General features: G+C 43.1%; 18 protein-coding genes. 12 read left to right on the top strand and 6 right to left on the bottom strand.

The features are described 5' to 3' along the window. The first annotated feature begins 54 nt into the window (after nucleotides 1–54). The 4 genes from PGW42_RS05785 to PGW42_RS05770 all read left to right on the top strand — a co-directional run bounded on the left by PGW42_RS05785 (nucleotide 55) and on the right by PGW42_RS05770 (nucleotide 4,276). Nucleotides 55–1,182, top strand: a complete 1,128-nt coding sequence (locus PGW42_RS05785; protein WP_270203492.1) for a M20/M25/M40 family metallo-hydrolase — start codon at nucleotides 55–57, stop codon at nucleotides 1,180–1,182. Nucleotides 1,183–1,397: 215 nt separating this feature from the next. Then, nucleotides 1,398–2,687: an O-acetylhomoserine aminocarboxypropyltransferase/cysteine synthase family protein gene (locus PGW42_RS05780; protein WP_008369949.1), complete on the top strand. Its 1,290-nt coding sequence runs from the start codon at nucleotides 1,398–1,400 to the stop codon at nucleotides 2,685–2,687. Nucleotides 2,688–2,800: 113 nt separating this feature from the next. Further along, nucleotides 2,801–2,971, top strand: coding sequence for a hypothetical protein (locus tag PGW42_RS05775; protein WP_270203491.1), 171 nt, complete (start codon nucleotides 2,801–2,803; stop codon nucleotides 2,969–2,971). 171 nt (nucleotides 2,972–3,142) lie between these two features. Next, nucleotides 3,143–4,276 (top strand): ATP-binding protein, encoded by a 1,134-nt coding sequence (locus tag PGW42_RS05770; protein WP_270203490.1) that lies wholly within the window; start codon nucleotides 3,143–3,145, stop codon nucleotides 4,274–4,276. A 139-nt stretch (nucleotides 4,277–4,415) separates the two neighbouring features. Here PGW42_RS05770 and PGW42_RS05765 read toward each other — a convergent pair whose 3' ends face one another. The 4 genes from PGW42_RS05765 to pepT all read right to left on the bottom strand — a co-directional run bounded on the left by PGW42_RS05765 (nucleotide 4,416) and on the right by pepT (nucleotide 10,216). After that, complete coding sequence (locus PGW42_RS05765; RefSeq protein WP_270203489.1) at nucleotides 4,416–5,900, bottom strand: sensor domain-containing diguanylate cyclase; 1,485 nt, start codon at nucleotides 5,898–5,900, stop codon at nucleotides 4,416–4,418. A gap of 170 nt (nucleotides 5,901–6,070) precedes the next feature. Then, entirely contained in the window at nucleotides 6,071–7,447 is a 1,377-nt protein-coding gene (gene pepV / locus PGW42_RS05760) for a dipeptidase PepV (protein ID WP_270203488.1), read from the bottom strand. Nucleotides 7,448–7,477: 30 nt separating this feature from the next. Further along, nucleotides 7,478–8,977 carry a YfcC family protein gene (locus PGW42_RS05755; RefSeq protein WP_118217416.1) on the bottom strand — a complete coding sequence of 500 codons (1,500 nt, stop codon included), beginning with the start codon at nucleotides 8,975–8,977 and terminating at the stop codon, nucleotides 7,478–7,480. Between the two features lie 18 nt (nucleotides 8,978–8,995). After that, nucleotides 8,996–10,216: a peptidase T gene (pepT, locus tag PGW42_RS05750; RefSeq protein ID WP_118217415.1), complete on the bottom strand. Its 1,221-nt coding sequence runs from the start codon at nucleotides 10,214–10,216 to the stop codon at nucleotides 8,996–8,998. A gap of 250 nt (nucleotides 10,217–10,466) precedes the next feature. Here pepT and PGW42_RS05745 point away from each other — a divergent pair, with 250 nt between their 5' ends. Genes PGW42_RS05745 through fliB form a run of 3 tightly spaced genes read left to right on the top strand, consistent with a single transcriptional unit; the run spans nucleotide 10,467 to nucleotide 12,960 of the window. Further along, nucleotides 10,467–11,168: a helix-turn-helix domain-containing protein gene (locus PGW42_RS05745; protein ID WP_117557557.1), complete on the top strand. Its 702-nt coding sequence runs from the start codon at nucleotides 10,467–10,469 to the stop codon at nucleotides 11,166–11,168. A 13-nt stretch (nucleotides 11,169–11,181) separates the two neighbouring features. Beyond that, nucleotides 11,182–11,823, top strand: coding sequence for an endonuclease III domain-containing protein (locus PGW42_RS05740; protein ID WP_173826117.1), 642 nt, complete (start codon nucleotides 11,182–11,184; stop codon nucleotides 11,821–11,823). Further along, entirely contained in the window at nucleotides 11,824–12,960 is a 1,137-nt protein-coding gene (gene fliB / locus PGW42_RS05735) for a flagellin lysine-N-methylase (protein ID WP_270203487.1), read from the top strand. Nucleotides 12,961–13,047: 87 nt separating this feature from the next. Here fliB and PGW42_RS05730 read toward each other — a convergent pair whose 3' ends face one another. Next, entirely contained in the window at nucleotides 13,048–14,496 is a 1,449-nt protein-coding gene (locus tag PGW42_RS05730) for a 4Fe-4S dicluster domain-containing protein (RefSeq protein WP_117557551.1), read from the bottom strand. A gap of 217 nt (nucleotides 14,497–14,713) precedes the next feature. Here PGW42_RS05730 and PGW42_RS05725 point away from each other — a divergent pair, with 217 nt between their 5' ends. The 5 genes from PGW42_RS05725 (at nucleotide 14,714) to PGW42_RS05705 (ending at nucleotide 18,966) form a co-directional block, all read left to right on the top strand. Then, nucleotides 14,714–15,598 carry a YitT family protein gene (locus PGW42_RS05725; RefSeq protein ID WP_270203486.1) on the top strand — a complete coding sequence of 295 codons (885 nt, stop codon included), beginning with the start codon at nucleotides 14,714–14,716 and terminating at the stop codon, nucleotides 15,596–15,598. 12 nt (nucleotides 15,599–15,610) lie between these two features. Further along, on the top strand, nucleotides 15,611–15,988 hold the full coding sequence (locus PGW42_RS05720; protein ID WP_118217411.1) for a DUF3783 domain-containing protein: 378 nt from the start codon (nucleotides 15,611–15,613) through the stop codon (nucleotides 15,986–15,988). Nucleotides 15,989–16,039: 51 nt separating this feature from the next. Further along, complete coding sequence (locus PGW42_RS05715) at nucleotides 16,040–16,177, top strand: hypothetical protein (protein ID WP_270203485.1); 138 nt, start codon at nucleotides 16,040–16,042, stop codon at nucleotides 16,175–16,177. Nucleotides 16,178–16,345: 168 nt separating this feature from the next. Continuing rightward, on the top strand, nucleotides 16,346–18,136 hold the full coding sequence (locus PGW42_RS05710) for an aminopeptidase P family N-terminal domain-containing protein (protein ID WP_117557547.1): 1,791 nt from the start codon (nucleotides 16,346–16,348) through the stop codon (nucleotides 18,134–18,136). Continuing rightward, nucleotides 18,106–18,966, top strand: coding sequence for a deoxyribonuclease IV (locus PGW42_RS05705; protein ID WP_117557546.1), 861 nt, complete (start codon nucleotides 18,106–18,108; stop codon nucleotides 18,964–18,966). Before PGW42_RS05710 ends, PGW42_RS05705 begins: the two co-directional genes overlap by 31 nt. Nucleotides 18,967–19,158: 192 nt before the next feature. On the opposite strand, the gene PGW42_RS05700 is transcribed toward PGW42_RS05705, so the two are convergent. Next, complete coding sequence (locus tag PGW42_RS05700; RefSeq protein ID WP_022220216.1) at nucleotides 19,159–19,719, bottom strand: hypothetical protein; 561 nt, start codon at nucleotides 19,717–19,719, stop codon at nucleotides 19,159–19,161. Nucleotides 19,720–19,733 lie beyond the last annotated feature (14 nt).

Here is a 19,733-nt window from a genome sequence, read left to right as displayed (position 1 = left end):
CGGACAGATAGCCGGCAGATGGAATATGACCGTGCAGATAAGGAAGTGGCAGAAATGAGTAAAATAAAGGTAAATGAACAGCGGGCAGTCGATGAATTTCAGGAACTGACTGCGATCGATGCACCAAGCTTTGAGGAGCGTCAGATGGCAGACCGGCTGATCGTGAAATTAAAAGAACTTGGTTTTGAAGTAGAGGAAGACAATGCCGGAGAACATTTCGGAGGAAATGCCGGAAACTTATATGCATATCTTCCGGGAGATCTTCCGGGAGATCCGGTCCTTTTGTCCGGCCATATGGATACGGTTGAGCCGTCCAAAGGTAAGAAAGGGATCATCGGAGAAGACGGTGTGATCCGTTCCGCAGGAAAAGCAGTTCTTGGAGCTGATGATGTGGCAGGACTTGTGGAGATTCTGGAAGGAATCCGCAGTGTAAAAGAAGCGGGAGTACCACACCGGGATATCGAGATTCTTTTTGCAATTGCAGAAGAGCTTTATATCAAGGGCAGCAGCGTATTTGATTTTTCAAAGGTTCGTGCAAAAGAAGCCTATGTACTGGATATCAGCGGACCGGTTGGAAGCGCGGCATATAAAGCACCGTCTCTGATTTCTTATCAGGTGGTAGTAACCGGGAAGGCATCCCACGCCGGATTTGACCCGGAGCACGGCGTTCATGCGATCGCTATTGCATCCGAAGCGATCACGCAGATCAGTCAGGGACATGTGGATGAAGAGATAACCTGCAATATCGGATTGATCGAAGGTGGGAGCGGAACGAACATTGTTCCGGAAAAATGTATTGTAAAGGGAGAAATCCGGAGCTATTCTCATGAAAAAGCGACTCGTTGTGTAGAAGAAGTGGGAAATACCTTCAAAAAGGTGGCTGAAAAACACGGAGCTGAATCAGAACTTACCTGCGAAGTTCATCTGATCGCTTATGAGACAGCAAAAGACAGTGTGCCGGTAAAACGGTTTGAAAGAGTAAGCAAAAAGCTGGGACTTGCAGGAAATCTTGTAGAGACATTTGGCGGAAGTGACAACAACAGCTTTGCGAAGAACGGGATTCCTGGACTGGTGCTGTCAAATGGAATGTACCAGGCACATTCGGTAAATGAATATACGACAATCAAAGATCTTGTGACAGGAGCAGAACTGATCGCCGGGCTGATCACCGATGAGCAGTAGTGGATGTTATTATACAGAAAAGACGCCAAAAGCGTCTTTTTTATATTGATAGAAGAAAAACAGATAAAACATATTGAAATTAAATGTTTTTAAAATAATTCCCTATTAACCTATTGACAAAGTAGGTAAAAGTAGATATAATGCAACTATCAAATTTGAAAGATCACTATAGAGATCACGATACATCAGACAGTAGAAAAGAGAGGTAGAAAAATATGAGCGATTATAAATTTGAAACACTTCAGCTTCACGTAGGACAGGAAGAACCAGATCCGGCATCTGATGCCAGAGCAGTACCGATTTACCAGACAACATCTTATGTATTTAAGAACTCTGCACATGCAGCAGCAAGATTTGGACTTGCAGATGCAGGTAACATTTACGGACGTCTGACAAACTCTACACAGGACGTATTTGAAAAGAGAATCGCAGCACTTGAAGGTGGTGTGGCAGCTCTTGCAACAGCATCCGGAGCAGCTGCAATTACATATACCATCGAAGCACTTGCAGCAGATGGCGGACATATCGTAGCGCAGAAGACAATCTACGGTGGAAGCTTCAACCTTCTTGAACACACACTGACACATTACGGAATCACAACTACATTTGTAGATGCACATAACCTGAAAGAAGTAGAAGATGCAATTCAGGATAACACAAGAGCCATTTATCTTGAAACTCTTGGTAATCCGAACAGTGATATCCCGGATATCGATGCGATTGCTGAAATTGCACACAAGCATGGACTTCCGCTTGTAATCGACAATACATTCGGAACACCGTATTTGATCCGTCCGATCGAACACGGAGCAGACATCGTTGTACATTCTGCTACCAAATTCATCGGTGGACACGGAACAACTCTTGGTGGAATCATCGTAGATTCCGGTAAATTTGACTGGAAAGCAAGTGGAAAATACCCGGCAATCGCAGATGCAAACCCAAGCTACCACGGAGTATCTTTCGTAGATGCAGCAGGTCCGGCAGCATTTGTAACTTACATCCGTGCAATCCTTCTTCGTGATATGGGAGCAACAATTTCTCCATTTAACGCATTCCTTCTTCTGCAGGGAACAGAGACACTGTCACTTAGAATTGACCGTCATGTAGAAAATACAAAGAAAGTAGTAGAATACCTCTCTAACCATCCAATGGTAGAGCATGTGAACCATCCGTCACTGCCGAATCATCCGGATCATGCACTTTATGAAAAATATTTCCCGAATGGTGGAGCATCTATCTTCACATTCGAGATCAAAGGCGGACAGGAAGAAGCTCACAAGTTCATCGACAACCTGAAGATCTTTTCGCTGCTTGCAAATGTTGCGGATGTTAAGAGCCTTGTTATCCATCCGGCAACAACAACACATTCTCAGTTGACAGAAGAAGAACTGCTTGATCAGGGAATCAAACCGAACACAATCCGTCTTTCTATCGGTACAGAACATATCGATGATATCATCGCAGATCTTGAAGGTGGATTTGCAGCGGTTCAGGGCAAATAAATATTATACACACAGGAATTTTGGACGGAGGTTTTTCGAAACCTTCGTCTTTTTCGATGTGCACAGAAAATTTTAAGGAGAAAACACTATGACAAAGGCACAAATCAGAAAAAATGCTTTTTCTGAAATCCATTCCGATCATGTGCAGCTACATTTTCGTAAGCATGGCATATGGGATTATGATGGAAAATGCCGGATTTGGCTGGTACTATTCACTGTTTGTCAGTCTTGCATTTCCGAAAGGAATTGCGGCAGTCAGGAGTGTTGAAAATGCTGTGCGATAAGTGGAAATCCGGTATTTTCGGATGGATCTCCCTTTGACCAGATGAACAGATTATGCTATGATATGTACCGATACACGCGTATTTTTTATTTGACAACAATCCAGATGGAACTTTCTGTTCAATAAAGAGGATTATGTGTCAGGATACATTCTTTTTACAAGGAGAAAATCAATGAGTATAGATATTACGATCGAGGAAATGGAAACGCTTCCTGCAGAGTCCTACGAGCTTTTTGATATCCGTGGCGAGATTGAGCGCGCCCATGGAATCCTGCCGAATTCAGTGGCAAGCTCAGCAGATGTACTGATGGAGAATCTGCCGGAAGATAAGGAAAAGAAGATCATTATCTGCTGCAGCAGAGGACAGATCAGCAGGGATATCGCAGAAGAACTGCAGGATCAGGGATATGAAGCATACAGCCTGAAGGGCGGTTATGTAGGATGGCTGATGGCAGATATGAAGAAAAAGGAAGCAGATGATGTCTGTGAACATGTGGAGCTTAGTATCCGCAAGAAGTTCAAAAAGAAGATCTGGTCCAAATTTACAAAAGCTGTCAGAGAATATGAACTGGTCAAAGAAGGTGACCGGATCGCAGTATGTATTTCCGGTGGAAAAGATTCAATGCTGATGGCAAAGCTTTTCCAGGAATTAAAGCGTCACAACAAGTTTAACTTTGAAGTAAAGTTCCTGGTGATGGATCCGGGATACAGTCCGGAGAACAGGAAGGTTATTGAAGAAAACGCAAGGAAGATGAAGATTCCGATCCAGATTTTTGAATCCAATATTTTTGAATCGGTATTTGAGATTGAAAAATCACCGTGTTATATCTGTGCAAGGATGAGACGTGGATATCTTTATAATTTTGCACAACAGATGGGCTGCAACAAAATCGCACTGGGACATCATTATGATGATGTGATTGAGACGATCCTGATGGGAATGCTCTACAGTGCACAGGTGCAGACTATGATGCCGAAGCTTCACAGTACAAATTTTGAAGGGATGGAACTGATCCGACCGATGTATCTGATCCGTGAGGATGACATCAAGGCATGGAGAGATTACAATGATCTGCATTTTATCCAGTGTGCATGTAAGTTTACCGATACCTGTACAACCTGCAACAATGAAGAAAATCAGTCAAAGCGTATGGAAATCAAAAAGCTGATTGCAGAGCTTAAGAAGACGAACCCGTTTGTGGAGGGCAATATTTTCAAGAGTGTGGAAAATGTCAATCTGGATACGGTTGTCGGTTACAAGGCAAAAGGTGTAAGACACAATTTCCTGGATACTTACGATGATTAAAAATGACTGGATGTGCCGAGGCATATCTGAGATATAAAGAAGAATGAAATTCCCGCCGGACAGGTACAGGATCTGCCCGGCGGGAATTTTGAGATTAAATGACAGGAATATTGACCTGTACCAGAATTCCTGACGTTGATCAGGATAAAACGGTTTCCTGCTGGTTCTTGATATCGTGGTAAATAACAAAACGTCCACGTCCGTTGTGCTTAGCTGTGTACAGAGCATGATCAGCAAGGCGGTATAACTGGCTGAAAGATTCAGCATCCGTTGGAGCAACAGCACAGCCGATACTGCAGGAAAGTTTCTGGCCATTTAGTTCCGGGATATCTATATTTTGAAGATTTGTATAGAGCTTTTGCAAATGCAGATGGATACTGTAATCCAGACGTACATTTTTCATCAGGATCATAAATTCGTCACCACCGACACGACCGATGATATCGGTTGTCCGAAACTGTTCTTTCAGAAATCCGGCAAATATTTTCAGTACCTGGTCACCGGTTGCATGTCCATAAGTATCATTGATCTGCTTGAAATAATCCATGTCGATCATCATTAAAGCCTGTAAATCTTCAAAATCTTTTTCGCGCAGCCATTCGGAAATCGTGTGTTCTGCATAAACTTTGTTCAGAAGTCCGGTCAGAGCATCTGTATGCGCCTGGCGAAGAAGCGAAGTCTGATTCTTCTGGTTGATCTTCCAGAGTGCGAAGATCAGAAGCAGCACAATGCAGATAAAAAAGGCGAACAGAATGATTTCAAAGTTGTTGATAAAAGCAAAGTGCTGACGGGCTTCGACAGCAGGAACGATATAGCAGAGCATCCAGTCGTTGTACTTTAGTGGCTGGTAGGAAATATAGCGTGCATGTGATAAATCTGCTGTAATCTTGCGGCAGTTTGCGTGTCCTTGCTTAAAATCTTCCTGAAGGGTAGCGCCATCTTCCGAGGTCTGAAATACCCAGTCAGAGGAAGAAGTAAAAAAGTTCTCCCGGATTTCGTTGTGAGTAGATTCAATGGAAATAATGTTGCCGTCCGAGTCTGTGATAAATGAGTAGCCGGAACCGGAATACAGATCCTCAAAGAGCATGGTAGTCAGTTTCGCGACATCGATGGAACCTCCAAAAACACCGATAATATTCTGATCTTTGTCATAAACAGGAACTGTGAGGACAACGAGGGTTTCGTTGTCTACGCTACTTGACAGAGGAGAACTAAGGACGCGTCTGCCTTCCAATGTCTTTTGAAAATAGTCCCGTGAACTTGCATCGGTATTCTTTCCATCGCTGGAGTGTCCGATACCGTCTGTAGAAAAAAGCATAAGCCGGTGAAAGGAGCTGGAAGAAGCCAGTTCAGCAAGAAGCTGAAGATTATCGCTACTGAACAGATCGGAAGTTGTTCCGAAGTATGCAGCAGGACTCTCCAGGAATTCATATTCTTTTTCCAGAACCAGTTCCAGGTGATCCTTTTGCTGCAGTGTGTTTTTTTGGATAACGTTCTGTACACTTTTATCAACGCTCTGTTGTACAAACCAGAAAAAAATCAGAAGTGTGAACGTCATTACAATCAGGAACGAAATGACAGCCGTTCCATATTGCATCAGTTCATGACGTGATATTTTTTTCATGTAAGCCCCCCTTATTTTGTACGTTAACAGATGAATTATCATTTTTTTAATTATAGCATGGATTTAACGAAATGTCATTTGAGAAATGTACAAAATGTATAAAACTTAAATAAAAAAAGGAATGAATAATGTAAGATATTAACAAATACATTACATTATTCATTCCGATTCTATTTTGCGAGTCTGTAAATGGCGTCCAGATAAATCTTCATCCAGATATCAAGCTTGTCAAGTTCCAGATATTCATTGGTCTGGTGCATCAGATCCGGCTGATCCGGTAAAAGTGCTCCGAAAGCAACACAGTTATCCAGTGCGCGCGCATATGAGCAGGCTCCGTCAACCAGAGGCATAGCAGATGAATCGCCAACAACGGTACGGTAGGATTCCAACAATGCTTGTACAAGGAAAGAATCTTTTGGGATATGAATCGATTCTGTGGCATTTGGATTTTCAAAACGGAATTCGGAGCCGCTTAAATGCTTCTGGATAAGCTCCTGTACCTGCATGCAGTGGTAAGTGACAGGAACACGATTGTCAATAGAAAAGATGACTTTATAATCCTGTACTTCGACCTTTCCTACATTAAAACTTAATTTACCGGAAATTTCATCGGAAAGATCAATTCCCAGTCCTTTGCCGGTCAGATCAAAACCGATGTACTTCATATAGAAGGCAGCGATTCTGGAAAGCTCATTTTGAAGTGGTAATTCAGAAACAGCTTTCATAAGTCCGCTGATCGCATTGATTCCGGTAGAAGGATGGGCGGCATGTGCGGCAACACCTTCTGCAGTCAGGCGAAGAGACGAGTCCATTCTGTCCAGTCGGAAATGGCAATTCGTCTGTGTCTCCCAGGAGAGAAGATTCTTACGGATCACATCTTCCATTTCTTCGGGAAGCAGAACAGATGCGTGATCTGCAACTGCATTAAAAGCGTTTCCGCCGGATAGAACAAGCTCTTCCGTGATATCTGTTACAAGTTGATATTGGAAGACACCCTTCTCGGCATAAATAAGTGGAAATACAGCATCCGGTGTAAAAGACATCTGTGGAGCAGGGATTTTCTTTTGATTGAAATAATAATCCATGCATTTCCAGTCGGTTTCTTCATTGGCGCCAACGATGAAACGAATTCTCTTTTGCAGAGGAAGTCCCATTGCTTTCAGAATCTTTACTGCGTGCATGCAGGCGAGAAGAGGACCTTTGTCGTCAAGAACACCGCGCCCGTAAAGCTTTCCGTCTATGATTTCCGGTTTGAAAGGATCACAGATCCAGTTTCCGCTGCAGGGAACGACATCTACATGCCCAAGGATTCCCAGAATTTCATCCTGTTCTCCATAATCGGCATGTCCTGCGTAGTTGTCAAAATTTTCAACTGTAAGTCCCATTGAATTTGCTATTTCAAGAAAACAATCGAGAGCCTTTGCAGGACCTGCACCGAAAGGCATTCCTGCCTCCGGTGCTGCTTCCACACTGTTGATCGATACCAGTTTTATGATATCCTGGATCAGACTTTCCCGATCTGCTTTTATTTGTTTTTCAAAATCCATAACTGGCTTCCTCCTGTCTGGATAAGGTATTTATACATATAATTGAATGATTAGCATGATCGCACTGAATACGGTTGTCATACCCATAAGAGGCATGATAAATTTCAGCCATTTGTCATAGGTAACATCAACCATTGCAAGGGATGCAAGGATCAGTCCGGTCGGTGTGATGAAGGAAATCAGTCCAAGACCGTATGCGTATGCTGAAACGATGACGGATCTTGATACCCCAACGGTGTCGGCGAGCGGTGCCATGATCGGAATGGACAGAACCGCAAGACCGGAGGAAGAGGAAATGAAGAATCCAAGCACGATAAATACCAGCATCATAAGGATGATGAACAGGATCGGATTCATGCCGCTGATCGCTTTTGAGAAGAATTCAAGGATCGTATCAGAAATCATACCATCTTCCAGAATGACATTGATACCACGGGCAACACCGACAACCAGGGCAACACCCATCAGATCGGCAGCACCACCGATAAACTGATCCATAAAGTTCTTCTCGCCGATGCCGGAGGTAAAGGCGAGCAGGACCGCGCAGGCAAGGAAGAGAGCGGTCATATTATCAAACCACCATCCCTGTGCGACAAGTCCCCATACGAGTACACCAAAGGATACACCGAATACAAGGAGCGAAAGTTTCATTTTACCTGTAAATTCCGGAACCTCTCCCTGATGACCGTATTTCTGTAAATGGTATTCATACTGGTCATAGCAGATAGATTTAGACGGATCATCTTTTACCTTCTTTGCGTAACGAAGAATATAGATCAAGGTGATGATGATTCCGAGCACCAGTGCGATACCACGGATTCCCATTCCGTCAGCAAGGCTGATTCCGGCTGCGTTTGATGCATTTCCTACGGAAAACGGGTTAATGGTAGGGAACATGGTTCCGATGGAAGAACCCATATAAATGGCAGCGATACAGACCATAACATCGTATCCGGCCGCAAGGAATACCGGAACAAGGATTGGATACAGAGCAATGGTTTCTTCGGCAAGACCAAAGGTTGTTCCACCTGCCGCAATAATAATGGTGATCAAAATAATCAGGATATATTCTTTCCCTTTTGTGACTTTGGAAAGAGCGGCAATTGCTGCATTGAATGCGCCCATATAATTCAGGACACCGATACATCCGCCCAGAATGAATACGAAGAGGATGATATCAATGGTATCATATACACCTTTGATGGCAGCGAGAAGGATTTTGAATACTCCCTGTGGCTGTTGTTCTACTTTTTGATAAGTTCCCGGAACGGCAATTGGTTTGCTGATGCTTCCATCCAAAAATTTGTTCAGATTACCGGTGACACCAAGTTCATCCAGCGTTTCCTGAGTGGGAGCCATTTCTGTAACGTCACCATCCGGTGTAGTGATTTCAAATACATCATGATCTGCGTTGTAGGTTAATTTGGAATAAAGTCCTGACGGTACGATTGCGGTTAAAATAGCGGCAAAAATAAGGACGATAAATAATACGGTAAGCGCAGAAGGGAAAGAGATTTTTTTCTTTTTCATAATCGGTACCTCTGTTTTCTATTCATTTGCAAATATTTTTACAAGTTCTACGATCACACGGACAGCAGCTTCCATGCCTTCTATGGTCACATGCTCTAATGGTCCGTGATAGCCATGACCTCCGGTGCCAAGGTTTGGACAAGGAAGTCCTTTGAAAGACAGCTTGCAGCCATCTGTGCCGCCTCTGATCGGAGAAATATCTTCCGGGACATTTGCGTTTGCACAAGCCTGTCTTGCGTAATCGATCAGATACATATGCTCTTTAATAATACATTCCATATTCTTATATTCGTCTGTCAGAGTCAAAGCAACTGTTCCCGCTCCCCAGAGCTCATTTAAGGTTTTCTCGATATGGCGGAGTGTATTTTTTCGAGCCTCAAAGCTGTCTGTATCATGATCGCGGATAATATATTCAGCGATGGCATATCCTTCGTCGCCGTGAATACTCAGAAGATGGTAAAATCCTTCGTACTCTTCGGTATATCTCGGAATCTCATATCTTGGAAGCATATTGTTGATATCTGCTGCGATGAGAACCGCATTGATCATGACATTTTTTGCAGATCCGGGATGAACATTCTTCCCGTTGATTTCAAATTTTGCTTCACAGGCATTGAAATTCTGGTATTGGATCTCGCCTTCTCCATCTCCGTCCATTGTATAGGCAACTTCAGCATCAAAAGCTTCAAAATCGAAATGAGCAGCACCGCTTCCGCATTCTTCATCCGGTGTAAATGCTACACTGATCTGACCATGAGGAATCTGCTCTGTCTGCAGGATTTCCAGCAGCTGCATGATTTCTGCAATACCGGCTTTGTCGTCTACTCCGAGGATGGTATTTCCGTCAGAGGTAATTAAGGTACGTCCCTTTAAAGCTTTTAAATGTGGGAAATCCTTTGTGGTAAGAATTCTTCCACTGTCTCCAAGGACGAGATCTTCACCATTATAATCTGGTGTACAGACAGGATGAATTTCTCCTTCGCAGAATTCCTGAACGGTATCCATGTGTGCAATAAATCCCAGTTTTTTTCTGGTCTCATAACCGGGAGTAGCCGGGAGAATTCCATAGACAAAACACTTGTCATCCAGAATCACTTTGGTAAGTCCGAGATCTTTTAATTCATCGGCAAGGATTTTCGCAAGATTAAACTGACATGATGTAGTTGGAACCTTATCACTGTTTTCGTCACAAGGTGTTTTGATGGAAATGTATTTTAGTAATCTTTCTTTAACTTCCATTTGTAATCCCCTTTCATTTCTTCCTTGATTTTTAGTTACACAAATTTATGAGTTGATTGTGTTTGACAACCTCATTTTATGCGGATTAAACCAAAATGACAAAAGAGGTGTGTTTTATTGACAGGAAAAAAATGAACGTGTTATTATTGAAATAATAGAAAAAACATGCTGCAAAATGCAAAATTGGGAAAATGCGACAAAATTTATGCACATGTCATAAAAAAATTGATTTAAAGGAAAGAAAATTGGTATGAATGTAGATGAAAGAGTAGGTCAGAATATCAGAAAATACCGTATGGCGTATAATATGACCTTAAAAGAACTGGCGGTACTGTTACATAAGAGTGTGTCGACAGTTTCTAAATACGAAAAAGGAGATATTTCATTGGATATGTCGACATTTGTGGAGCTGTCACGGATCCTGAAAGTATCTCCGCTGGCAATTATTGGGGATGAGACTGCAAAAGAAGAGGAAGAATGCCGTTATGCAGAGAAGATCGAAAAATTGTATATGTATAGCTATGATGCAATCGGGAAGGTGATCATCAAAAGTGTGATCGAACAGCAGGTAGTTGAAGGAAATGGGAATCGATATAAAGTACATCTTTTTAATGATGTAAGTGAGATTCGGGAACCGGGAGATTGCAGTGGACTTTATACAGGAGAATATGAGAAAGAAGGCTTTATCGGAACCTATATGCTGCATAATCAGGCATTAAAGTCGGAGCATATCATGATTTCCTGTGTTAATAATCTGGTAAATCCCGGGCAGCAGCTTGCACTGGTATCGGGGCTGTCGAATTATACGATGCTTCCGATTACCTTTAAAGCAGTAATTTCAGAAAAAGAGATCGTGAATAAAGAAAAGCTGATGAATCTGCTTACCTTCAATAAAGACGATATCAAACAGATGAAACAGATTAATTATCTTACAATACAGAATATGAAGTAAAGAGGAGTAGAAAATGACGAAAAAACAAAGGACATTGGAAGTAATCGAACGCCTCCGAAAAGAATATCCGGATGCAGACTGTACTCTGGATTATGATCAGGCATGGAAACTTCTGGTCAGTGTACGGCTTGCCGCACAGTGTACGGATGCAAGGGTAAATGTAGTCGTAGAAGGTTTATTTGCAAAATATCCGACAGTAGAGGCCCTTGCAGAAGCAGATGTAAATGATATCGAAGAGATTGTGCGTCCTTGCGGGCTTGGAAAAAGTAAGGCACGGGATATCAGTGCCTGTATGAAGATGCTTCGGGATGCGTATGGCGGAAAGATTCCGAAGGATTTTAATGCGATCTTAAAGCTGCCTGGTGTTGGGAGAAAGAGCGCGAATCTGATCATGGGAGATGTATTTGGTGAGCCTGCGATCGTAACAGATACCCATTGTATCCGTCTGGTGAACCGTATTGGACTGGTAGACGGGATTAAGGATCCGAAGAAAGTAGAGATGGAACTCTGGAAGCTGGTTCCGCCAGAGGAAGGAAGCGATTTCTGTCACAGACTGGTGTACCACGGAAGAGAAGTCTGTACGGCAAGGACGAAGCCGCACTGCGACAGATGCTGTCTGGCGGATATCTGTAAGAAGATAGGGGTAGAAAAATAAATGCAATATACAATTCCGGATTATTATAAAGAATTCACCTGCATCGCAGACAAATGTGAAGATACCTGTTGTGCAGGGTGGAAGATTGTAATTGACAAAAAATCACTGAATAAATATAAGCATGTGAAAGGAAAATTCTGGTTTACGATGTTGAAATCCGTGGACTGGATCCGTGGCATTTTCAGGCAGGATAAAGAAAAGCGATGTGCATTTTTAAATGACTGTAATCTGTGTGAGATGTATGCGAATCTCGGAGAGAAAAGTCTGTGTAAAACCTGCCGCCTGTATCCGAGACATGTCGAGGAGTTTGAGGATGTACGGGAGATTACCCTGTCGGTATCCTGTCCAGAGGTGGCAAGGATTTTGATGGAGAAGAAAGAGCCGGTCCGTTTTCTTACTTATGAAAAAGAAGGAGAAGAGGAATACGAGGAATTTGATCCGTTTCTGTATTCTATGCTTGTAGATGCGAGAGATGCAATGCTTGGAATTCTGCAGGATCGGGAGCATTCATTAAAAATAAGAGTGGGACTGATTCTTGGAATGGCGCATGATCTGCAGGGCAGATTTAACCGGGAACAGTTATTTTTCTGCGAGGAAGTCATTGACCGTTATCAGACAAAGAGTGCCAGAAAGTTTGTACGGAAACTTTGGAAAGAAGAAAAGCCGTCTGTGCAGGAAAGATGGGAGATGGCGCATAAGATGTTCCGGGAACTTTATGAATTGGAACTTCTGCGTGAGGACTGGGATATGCTTCTGATGGAGAGCGAAGAACTTCTGTATTCGCATGGAGCAGATACGTATAAAGAAATCTCGTCTGAATTTAAGAAGTGGGCGAAGGAAGAGAGTAATATCCAGATCCAGGCAGAGCAGTTGCTGGTGTATTTCATTTTCACTTATTTCTGTGGCGCGATCTATGACGGAAGAATTTATGCGAAGGTGCAGATGGCAGTAATAAGTACTTTCCATATTTATGAGCTGTGGAAAGCACGGTGGATAAAAAATGAAGGAGAGCTTACACCAGAAGAGATCGTAGAGCTGGTGTACCGGTATTCGCGGGAGATTGAGCATTCGGATAAGAATCTGGAGCGGATGGAAAAGATGATGCTGCGGGACAGGCTGCCGTGGTATAGGGGATAATAAATAGATGCGTGGTGTGTATAATTAGAATAAGGGAGTTTTACTTTATAACTGATTTCAGTGATAGAGCAAAACTCCCTTATAATTTTAGTCTCTATGCATAGAGAACTTATCCATATCGTAATTCTTCAGATTATCAAGAATTCCACGATCGTCAGCCTGAGAGATCAAGGCATCACGGTTCTTCTTGGAAGCCATCTGGTCATTGAATGAACTTGGACCGCCGACACATCCGCCGTCACATGCCATGCCTTCGATGAAGTCTTCCGGAAGACGTCCAACCTTCATGAGAAGGAGGGCTTTCTTACATTCCTGAGAACCATTTGCACGACAGACTTTCGCATCGATGCAGTTGTCAGATTCTTTCAGACTTTCCAGAACAGCTGCTGTTACACCGCCGGAATTTGCAAAGCGTTTTCCGAAGGTAGAAGCGGTCTGGTTGTCGTTCGGACAGGCCTCGAGTTCAACGTCTTTTGCTTTCATGATCGCACGGATCTCGCTGTATGTAAGAACATAATCTGCATTTCCTTCGATCTGCTGATCGACAACTTCGGATTTCTTAGCAAGGCAAGGTCCGATAAATACAGTGATCGCTTCCGGATCCTGTGCTTTGATCATACGGGAAACTGCACACATCGGAGAAACAGTTGTTGAGATATTGTCAGCAAGCTGTGGGTAATGCAGGCGAACCATATTTACAAATGCAGGGCAGCAGGAAGTTACTTTTTTCTGCCCTTCTTTGTAAGCTTCAGCCCATTCTTCAGCTTCATAAGCAGCAGTCATATCTCCACCAAGTCCTACATCGTAGAAATCTACGAATCCGAGCTCTTTCATTGCTTTGCGCCAGCTTTCCATGGTAATGTCAGCACCAAACTGACCTTCTGTGGCAGGAGCAGCCATTGCGTAGATGTGTTTTCCTTCTCTTAAAGCATTGATTACCGGAACAATAAATGTTTTGGAAGCAATTGCACCGAATGGACAGCTGTGGATACATTTACCGCAGCGGATACATTTGTTTTTGTCGATTATGGAAATGCCATGCTCGTCGTAGGTGATCGCATCGACCGGACAACTGAATTTACACGGACGTTTTAAATGTGCAATGGCATTGTACGGACAGGCTTTGGCACACTGACCACATTCTTTACATTTGGATGCGTCAATGTGGGAACGGTAATGTCCCGGTTCAATTGCCCCAAACTTACAGGCATTGATACATGCCTTTCCAAGACAGTTCTGACAGTTCTCTGTTACTGTGTAGCTGGAGATCGGACAGTCTTCGCAGGCAGAAGAAATAACCTGGATGATATTGCCATCATCTTCCGGTCCCGGAGCTTTGCCTTCTGCGAGGCGGATTCTCTGGCGGATGATCTCACGCTCTTTGTAGATACAGCAGCGGAACTGCGGGGTCGGTCCCGGAATAAGCTTCAGCGGGAGGTGATCACGCTGTTCTTCAAGTTCACCTGCAAAAGCAAGCTTTGCTATTTCGAACAGTACGTCATGTTTGATTTTGATTACGTTTCCATCAGCATTCATAATTAACCCTCTCTTCTCTAATTGTTAAAAAATTCACTCTTCCTTTATTATAATTGAAACTACTATAAATGGAAAGAAGATTTCATGTTTTTAATGAGAAACATAGCGTAGAAGTTTGATGAGAAGTATGTTATGATGAATGTGCTATGTTGGGAAATATAGTGTGCCGCATATTTGGGGAAATAAGAGGCACCGGTATGAAAGAGAGGAAAGAAAATTGAAAGAGAAGAACAAAGCAAAAAACATATTGAAAGAGTATGCAACGATCACGGTAGGAATGTTTATTGTATCGGCATCAGTGTATTATCTGATGATGCCGAATTCCTTTGTTGTGGGAAGTATTTCGGGACTTGTCATGGTTCTGGCAAATTTTATTCCGCTGAAGGTTTCGACGATGACGATGATTCTAAATGTAGCACTTCTGATCATAGGGATTGTGTTTGTCGGAAAAGAATTCGGAGGTAAGACGGTCATTACATCTTTAATGCTCCCGGTTTATCTGCGTATTTTTGAAACAGTGACACCAGATGTTCCGCCGCTCACAGATGATATGTTTATCAATATGCTGTGCCATATTCTGGTGATCAGCATTGGACAGGCGATTTTGTTTAATGTCAATGCATCTTCTGGTGGGCTTGATGTTGTTGCAAAAGTTTTAAATAAATATTTGCATTTTGAAATTGGAAAGAGTCTTACGATCGCAGGATTTGTGACCGCTGCGACGTCTATCCTTGTCTACGACAGAAAGACACTGGTAGTGAGCCTTCTGGGAACTTATCTTTATGGGATTGTTCTGGATAATTTTATCGATGGTTTCAGTATCCGTAAGAGGGTGTGTATCCTGTCAAAGAAATATCCGGAGATCCAGCAGTTTGTTGTACATGAGCTGCACAGAGGGGCGACTCTTTATCCGGCAGTCGGAGGACTGGGCAATCAGGAACAGACAGAAGTGGTTACAATTCTGGAAAAGAGTGAATATGCAAAGCTTCTTGCATTTATCCATGAGACAGACCCGAGTGCGTTTGTTACGGTATCAACTGTCAGTGAGGTAATCGGAGAGTGGAATAAACATAAAAAGAACCGTTTGAGAAAAGCGGAGTAGTCGAGGAAATTTATGAGAGAAACAGTATTATTATTTAATATAAAAGATAAGAAGCGTGCGCAGGAGCTGCAGATGATCTGTATGTCACTCAGGATTCGGGTGCGACTGATAAAAAGAGAAGAGTATTTTCAGACGGTTGGTGTACTTGCCGGAATGAAAGAAGCGTCAGAGACAGACAGGATTTATGAGGGTGAAGAGCTGGCAGATGAGATGATGGTATTTGCCGGAGTGACAGGCAGCCATCTGGATCAGATTTTATTTATGATGCGAAAGAAGGGTATGAAACGTATTGATTATAAAGCGGTTCTGACAGACACAAACAGTCAGTGGACTGTGCCGGAACTTTTTAAAGAACTGGAAAAGGAGCATGCAGCAATGCATCAGTCCTGATTTTACAATTCCGGTTATGTAAGCAGTGCACAGGATCTGGATGAAAATTACGTGATCGACAGTGAATTTGCAGGGACTTTTGCAGAGCATGATGCAGCCCATAACTTGCTGGCATCTTATACGATGGACGTGGAAAAATTTATCTACAGAGTATATAAATATTCTTTTGACGGGTATTATTTTGAGTAGCGAAAGCATTTGAAGAAAGCTGTCTGTGATAGAAAATGCAGGCAGTAAAAAGGAGCTGGAACAGGCATGTTGGTTTTGCCGAAGTCAGCTCCTTTTCTTAGGTTGCTTTTCAAAAGTTTACGGGTTATAATGGTCAGAGAATGGAAAAATTAAAGGAGGTTTTTTAAAATGTCTACAATACCGGAAAGACTTGAAAAATTGCGTGCAAAAATGCAGGAAAAGGGAATAGATATTTATATTATTCCGACTGCAGATTTTCATCAGAGCGAATATGTGGGGGAGCATTTTAAAGCAAGAGAGTATATTACCGGATTTACGGGATCTGCAGGAACAGCAGTGGTTTCAAAGACAGAAGCACGCCTGTGGACAGACGGAAGATACTTTATCCAAGCGGCAAAGCAGCTGGAGGGAACAACAGTAGAACTGATGAAGATGGGACAGCCGGGCGTTCCGAAGATTGGGGAATATTTGGAAACAGCTCTGGCAGAAGGCGAAAATGTAGGATTTGATGGACGTGTTGTTTCTGTAACAGAAGGAGAAGAATACGAGAAGATCGCATCTGAGAAGAACGGAAAGGTCGTATATGCATATGATCTGATCGATGAAGTATGGGAAGACCGTCCGATTCTTTCAGAAGAGCCGGTATTTGAACTGGAACAGAAATACACAGGAGAGACTGTGGAGAGCAAGCTTGCACGTACACGTGCAGCAATGAAAGAAGCAGGTGCGACAGCACACGTTCTTACCACACTGGATGACATCTGCTGGACACTGAACATTCGTGGAAATGACGTAGAATATTTTCCGTTGGTTCTGACCTATGCAGTGATCAGAATGGACAAGGTGGATCTTTTTGTAAATGAGAAAAAATTAAGCGATGAGATCAAAGCACATCTTGCAGCAGACGGGGTTATTCTGCACCCATACAATGATATTTATGAGGACATCAAAAAGGTTGCAGCAGAAGAAGTCCTGATGGTAGATCCGGGAAGACTGAACTTTGCACTTTACAAGAACATTCCGGAGAATGTGAAGAAAGTGGAAGAGAGAAATCCGGCGATCTTATTCAAATGTGTAAAGAATCCGACAGAGGTCGAAAATATCCGTATCGCTGAGATCAAGGATAGCGTGGCTCATGTCAGATTTATGAAATGGCTGAAAGAAAATGTTGGCAAAGAGACGATCACAGAGATGAGCGCTTCTGACAAATTGGATGAGTTTCGTGCCGAGATGGGTGGATTTATCCGTCCAAGCTTCGGACCGATCTCTGCATTCGGGGAGCACAGTGCGATCGTACACTATTCTTCTTCACCGGAGACCGATGTAGAGCTTCATGAGGGAAGTTTCCTGATGACGGATACAGGAGCAGGATTCTACGAAGGATCTACTGATATCACCAGAACATATGCTTTTGGAGAAGTTTCACAGATCATGAAAGATCATTTTACACTGGTTGCGATCAGTAACCTGAATCTTGCAAGTCCGATCTTCAAGAAAGGCTGCTGCGGAATGAACTTTGATTATCTGGCAAGAAAGCCGTTTTGGGACAGAGGACTGGACTTTAATCACGGAACAGGACATGGGGTTGGATACCTTCTGAACATCCACGAGGGACCGGCAGGCTTCCGTTATACTTACAGAGCCGGTGAGTCTGATGCATTCCAGCCAGGTATGGTCATTACGGATGAACCGGGAATCTACATCGAAGGATCTCACGGTGTGCGTCTGGAAAATGAATTGCTTGTCTGTGAAGGAGAGAAGAATGAGTATGGAGAATTCCTGTATTTTGAACCGATTACTTATGTGCCATTTGACCTGGATGCGATCAATCCGGATATCATGAATGCAGAAGACAAGGAACGTCTGAATACTTATCATGCAACTGTATATGAGAAGGTGTCTCCTTATCTGAATGATGAAGAGAAAGAATGGCTGAAGAAGTATACGAGAGCGATCTAATAAATATGGTAATAGGAACACATATGTCGATTGCGAAAGGGATTGTGAAGACTGCAGAGAATGTGGTGAAGATGAATGCAGATACGATGCAGATTTTCAGCAGGAATCCGCGGGGATCGAATTATAAGGATCCGACGGTGAAGGAAGCGGAGGAGTTTCAGAGGATCAGGAGAGAGGCCGGTTTTGGAGCGATTCTGGCGCATGCACCTTATACGATGAATCTGGCGAGTGCGAAGCCGGAGGTGTATGAATTCGCCTGCACGGTGATCCGGGAAGATGTGACGCGGATGGACAGACTGGGGATTGAGAATCTGGTGTTTCATCCGGGAAGCCATACCGGAATTGGCGCAGAAGCAGGAATTCAAAATATCATTGCGGGGCTTGACCAGGCGATTACCGGAAAAGAGAATATTACGGTTCTGCTTGAGACAATGAGCGGAAAAGGGACAGAGATTGGCTGGAGATTTGAAGAGCTGAAAGCAATCCGCGACGGGGTATCACATCCGGAGCGGATCGGAATCTGTCTGGATACCTGTCATGTGTTTGCAGCAGGATATGATATTGTAAATAATCTGGACGGGGTGCTGGAAGAGTTTGACAAAGTACTTGGACTTGAGCTTTTGAGAGCGATTCATTTAAATGACAGTATGATGCCATTTGGTTCAAGAAAAGACCGGCATGCGGTGATCGGCGGCGGAGAGATCGGGATAGAGGCGCTTTTAAATGTCATGCGTCACCCGAAATTAAAAGATCTGCCGTTTTATCTGGAAACGCCACTGGATGATGCGGGGCATAAAGAAGAAATTGCAAGGCTTCGGGATCTTGCCTAGGTGGTCAGACAGATGGAAAAGAGTTGTTAAGGCGGTATCTGCAGGCTATAGATTGTACAGAAGATAAGTTTTATCACAGATACAGCGCGAGAAATCAAAACAGGAGGGTATGATTTAATATGAGTCATACCCTCCTGTTTTAAGAACAGCTTTTTTGCTATAATGCATATCGCAAAAGAACGACGTATATACCTATGATTCCAGTGCATCCGGATCAGCAGAAAGATCGGCAGATGCAATCCGGCGAACCGGGTTGGACTTATCAATATCTTCTGCAAATTTCTGCGCTTTTAACAGCATTTCTGATATCTCTTCCTCTTCCTCAGGAACAAAGCATCTTGCACTTTCATCCGGAAACAGATGATTTTTTAATTTGAAAGCCATCAAAAAGGCTTCCAGTTCCTGATTGAGTGCATCTTTGTAAAATTCAAAATAAAAACGAATTTCAGTTTTCTCAAAATCGGTACATATGCATCCGCACTGGGTTCCGCGTGTACGGCTTGTCCGGCGGAAATATTCGGGATCTCCGGTCACCATGTAAAAAATCTGGACCAGAAGATTTTCCTCGATATCTGTCTCATATGTAAACCAGTGCTTGCTGAGCTTGTCTTTTTGTAATGCTTTTTCATCAATATCATACTTCTTCAGAAGCTTATGATACATTTTGATGGCGGCCTCTTTCTCGCCACCTTCTCCCCGTTCGGCAAGCGCTTTAATCTTCAGCAGTTTTGCTTCTAATTTGTTGTCATCCAATTTCTTAATCCCCT

Source organism: Coprococcus sp. TM115-187 (genome assembly GCF_027679115.1).
Lineage (GTDB): Bacteria > Bacillota > Clostridia > Lachnospirales > Lachnospiraceae > Allocoprococcus > Allocoprococcus comes.
This window is presented reverse-complemented; position numbering and strand designations above follow the sequence as displayed.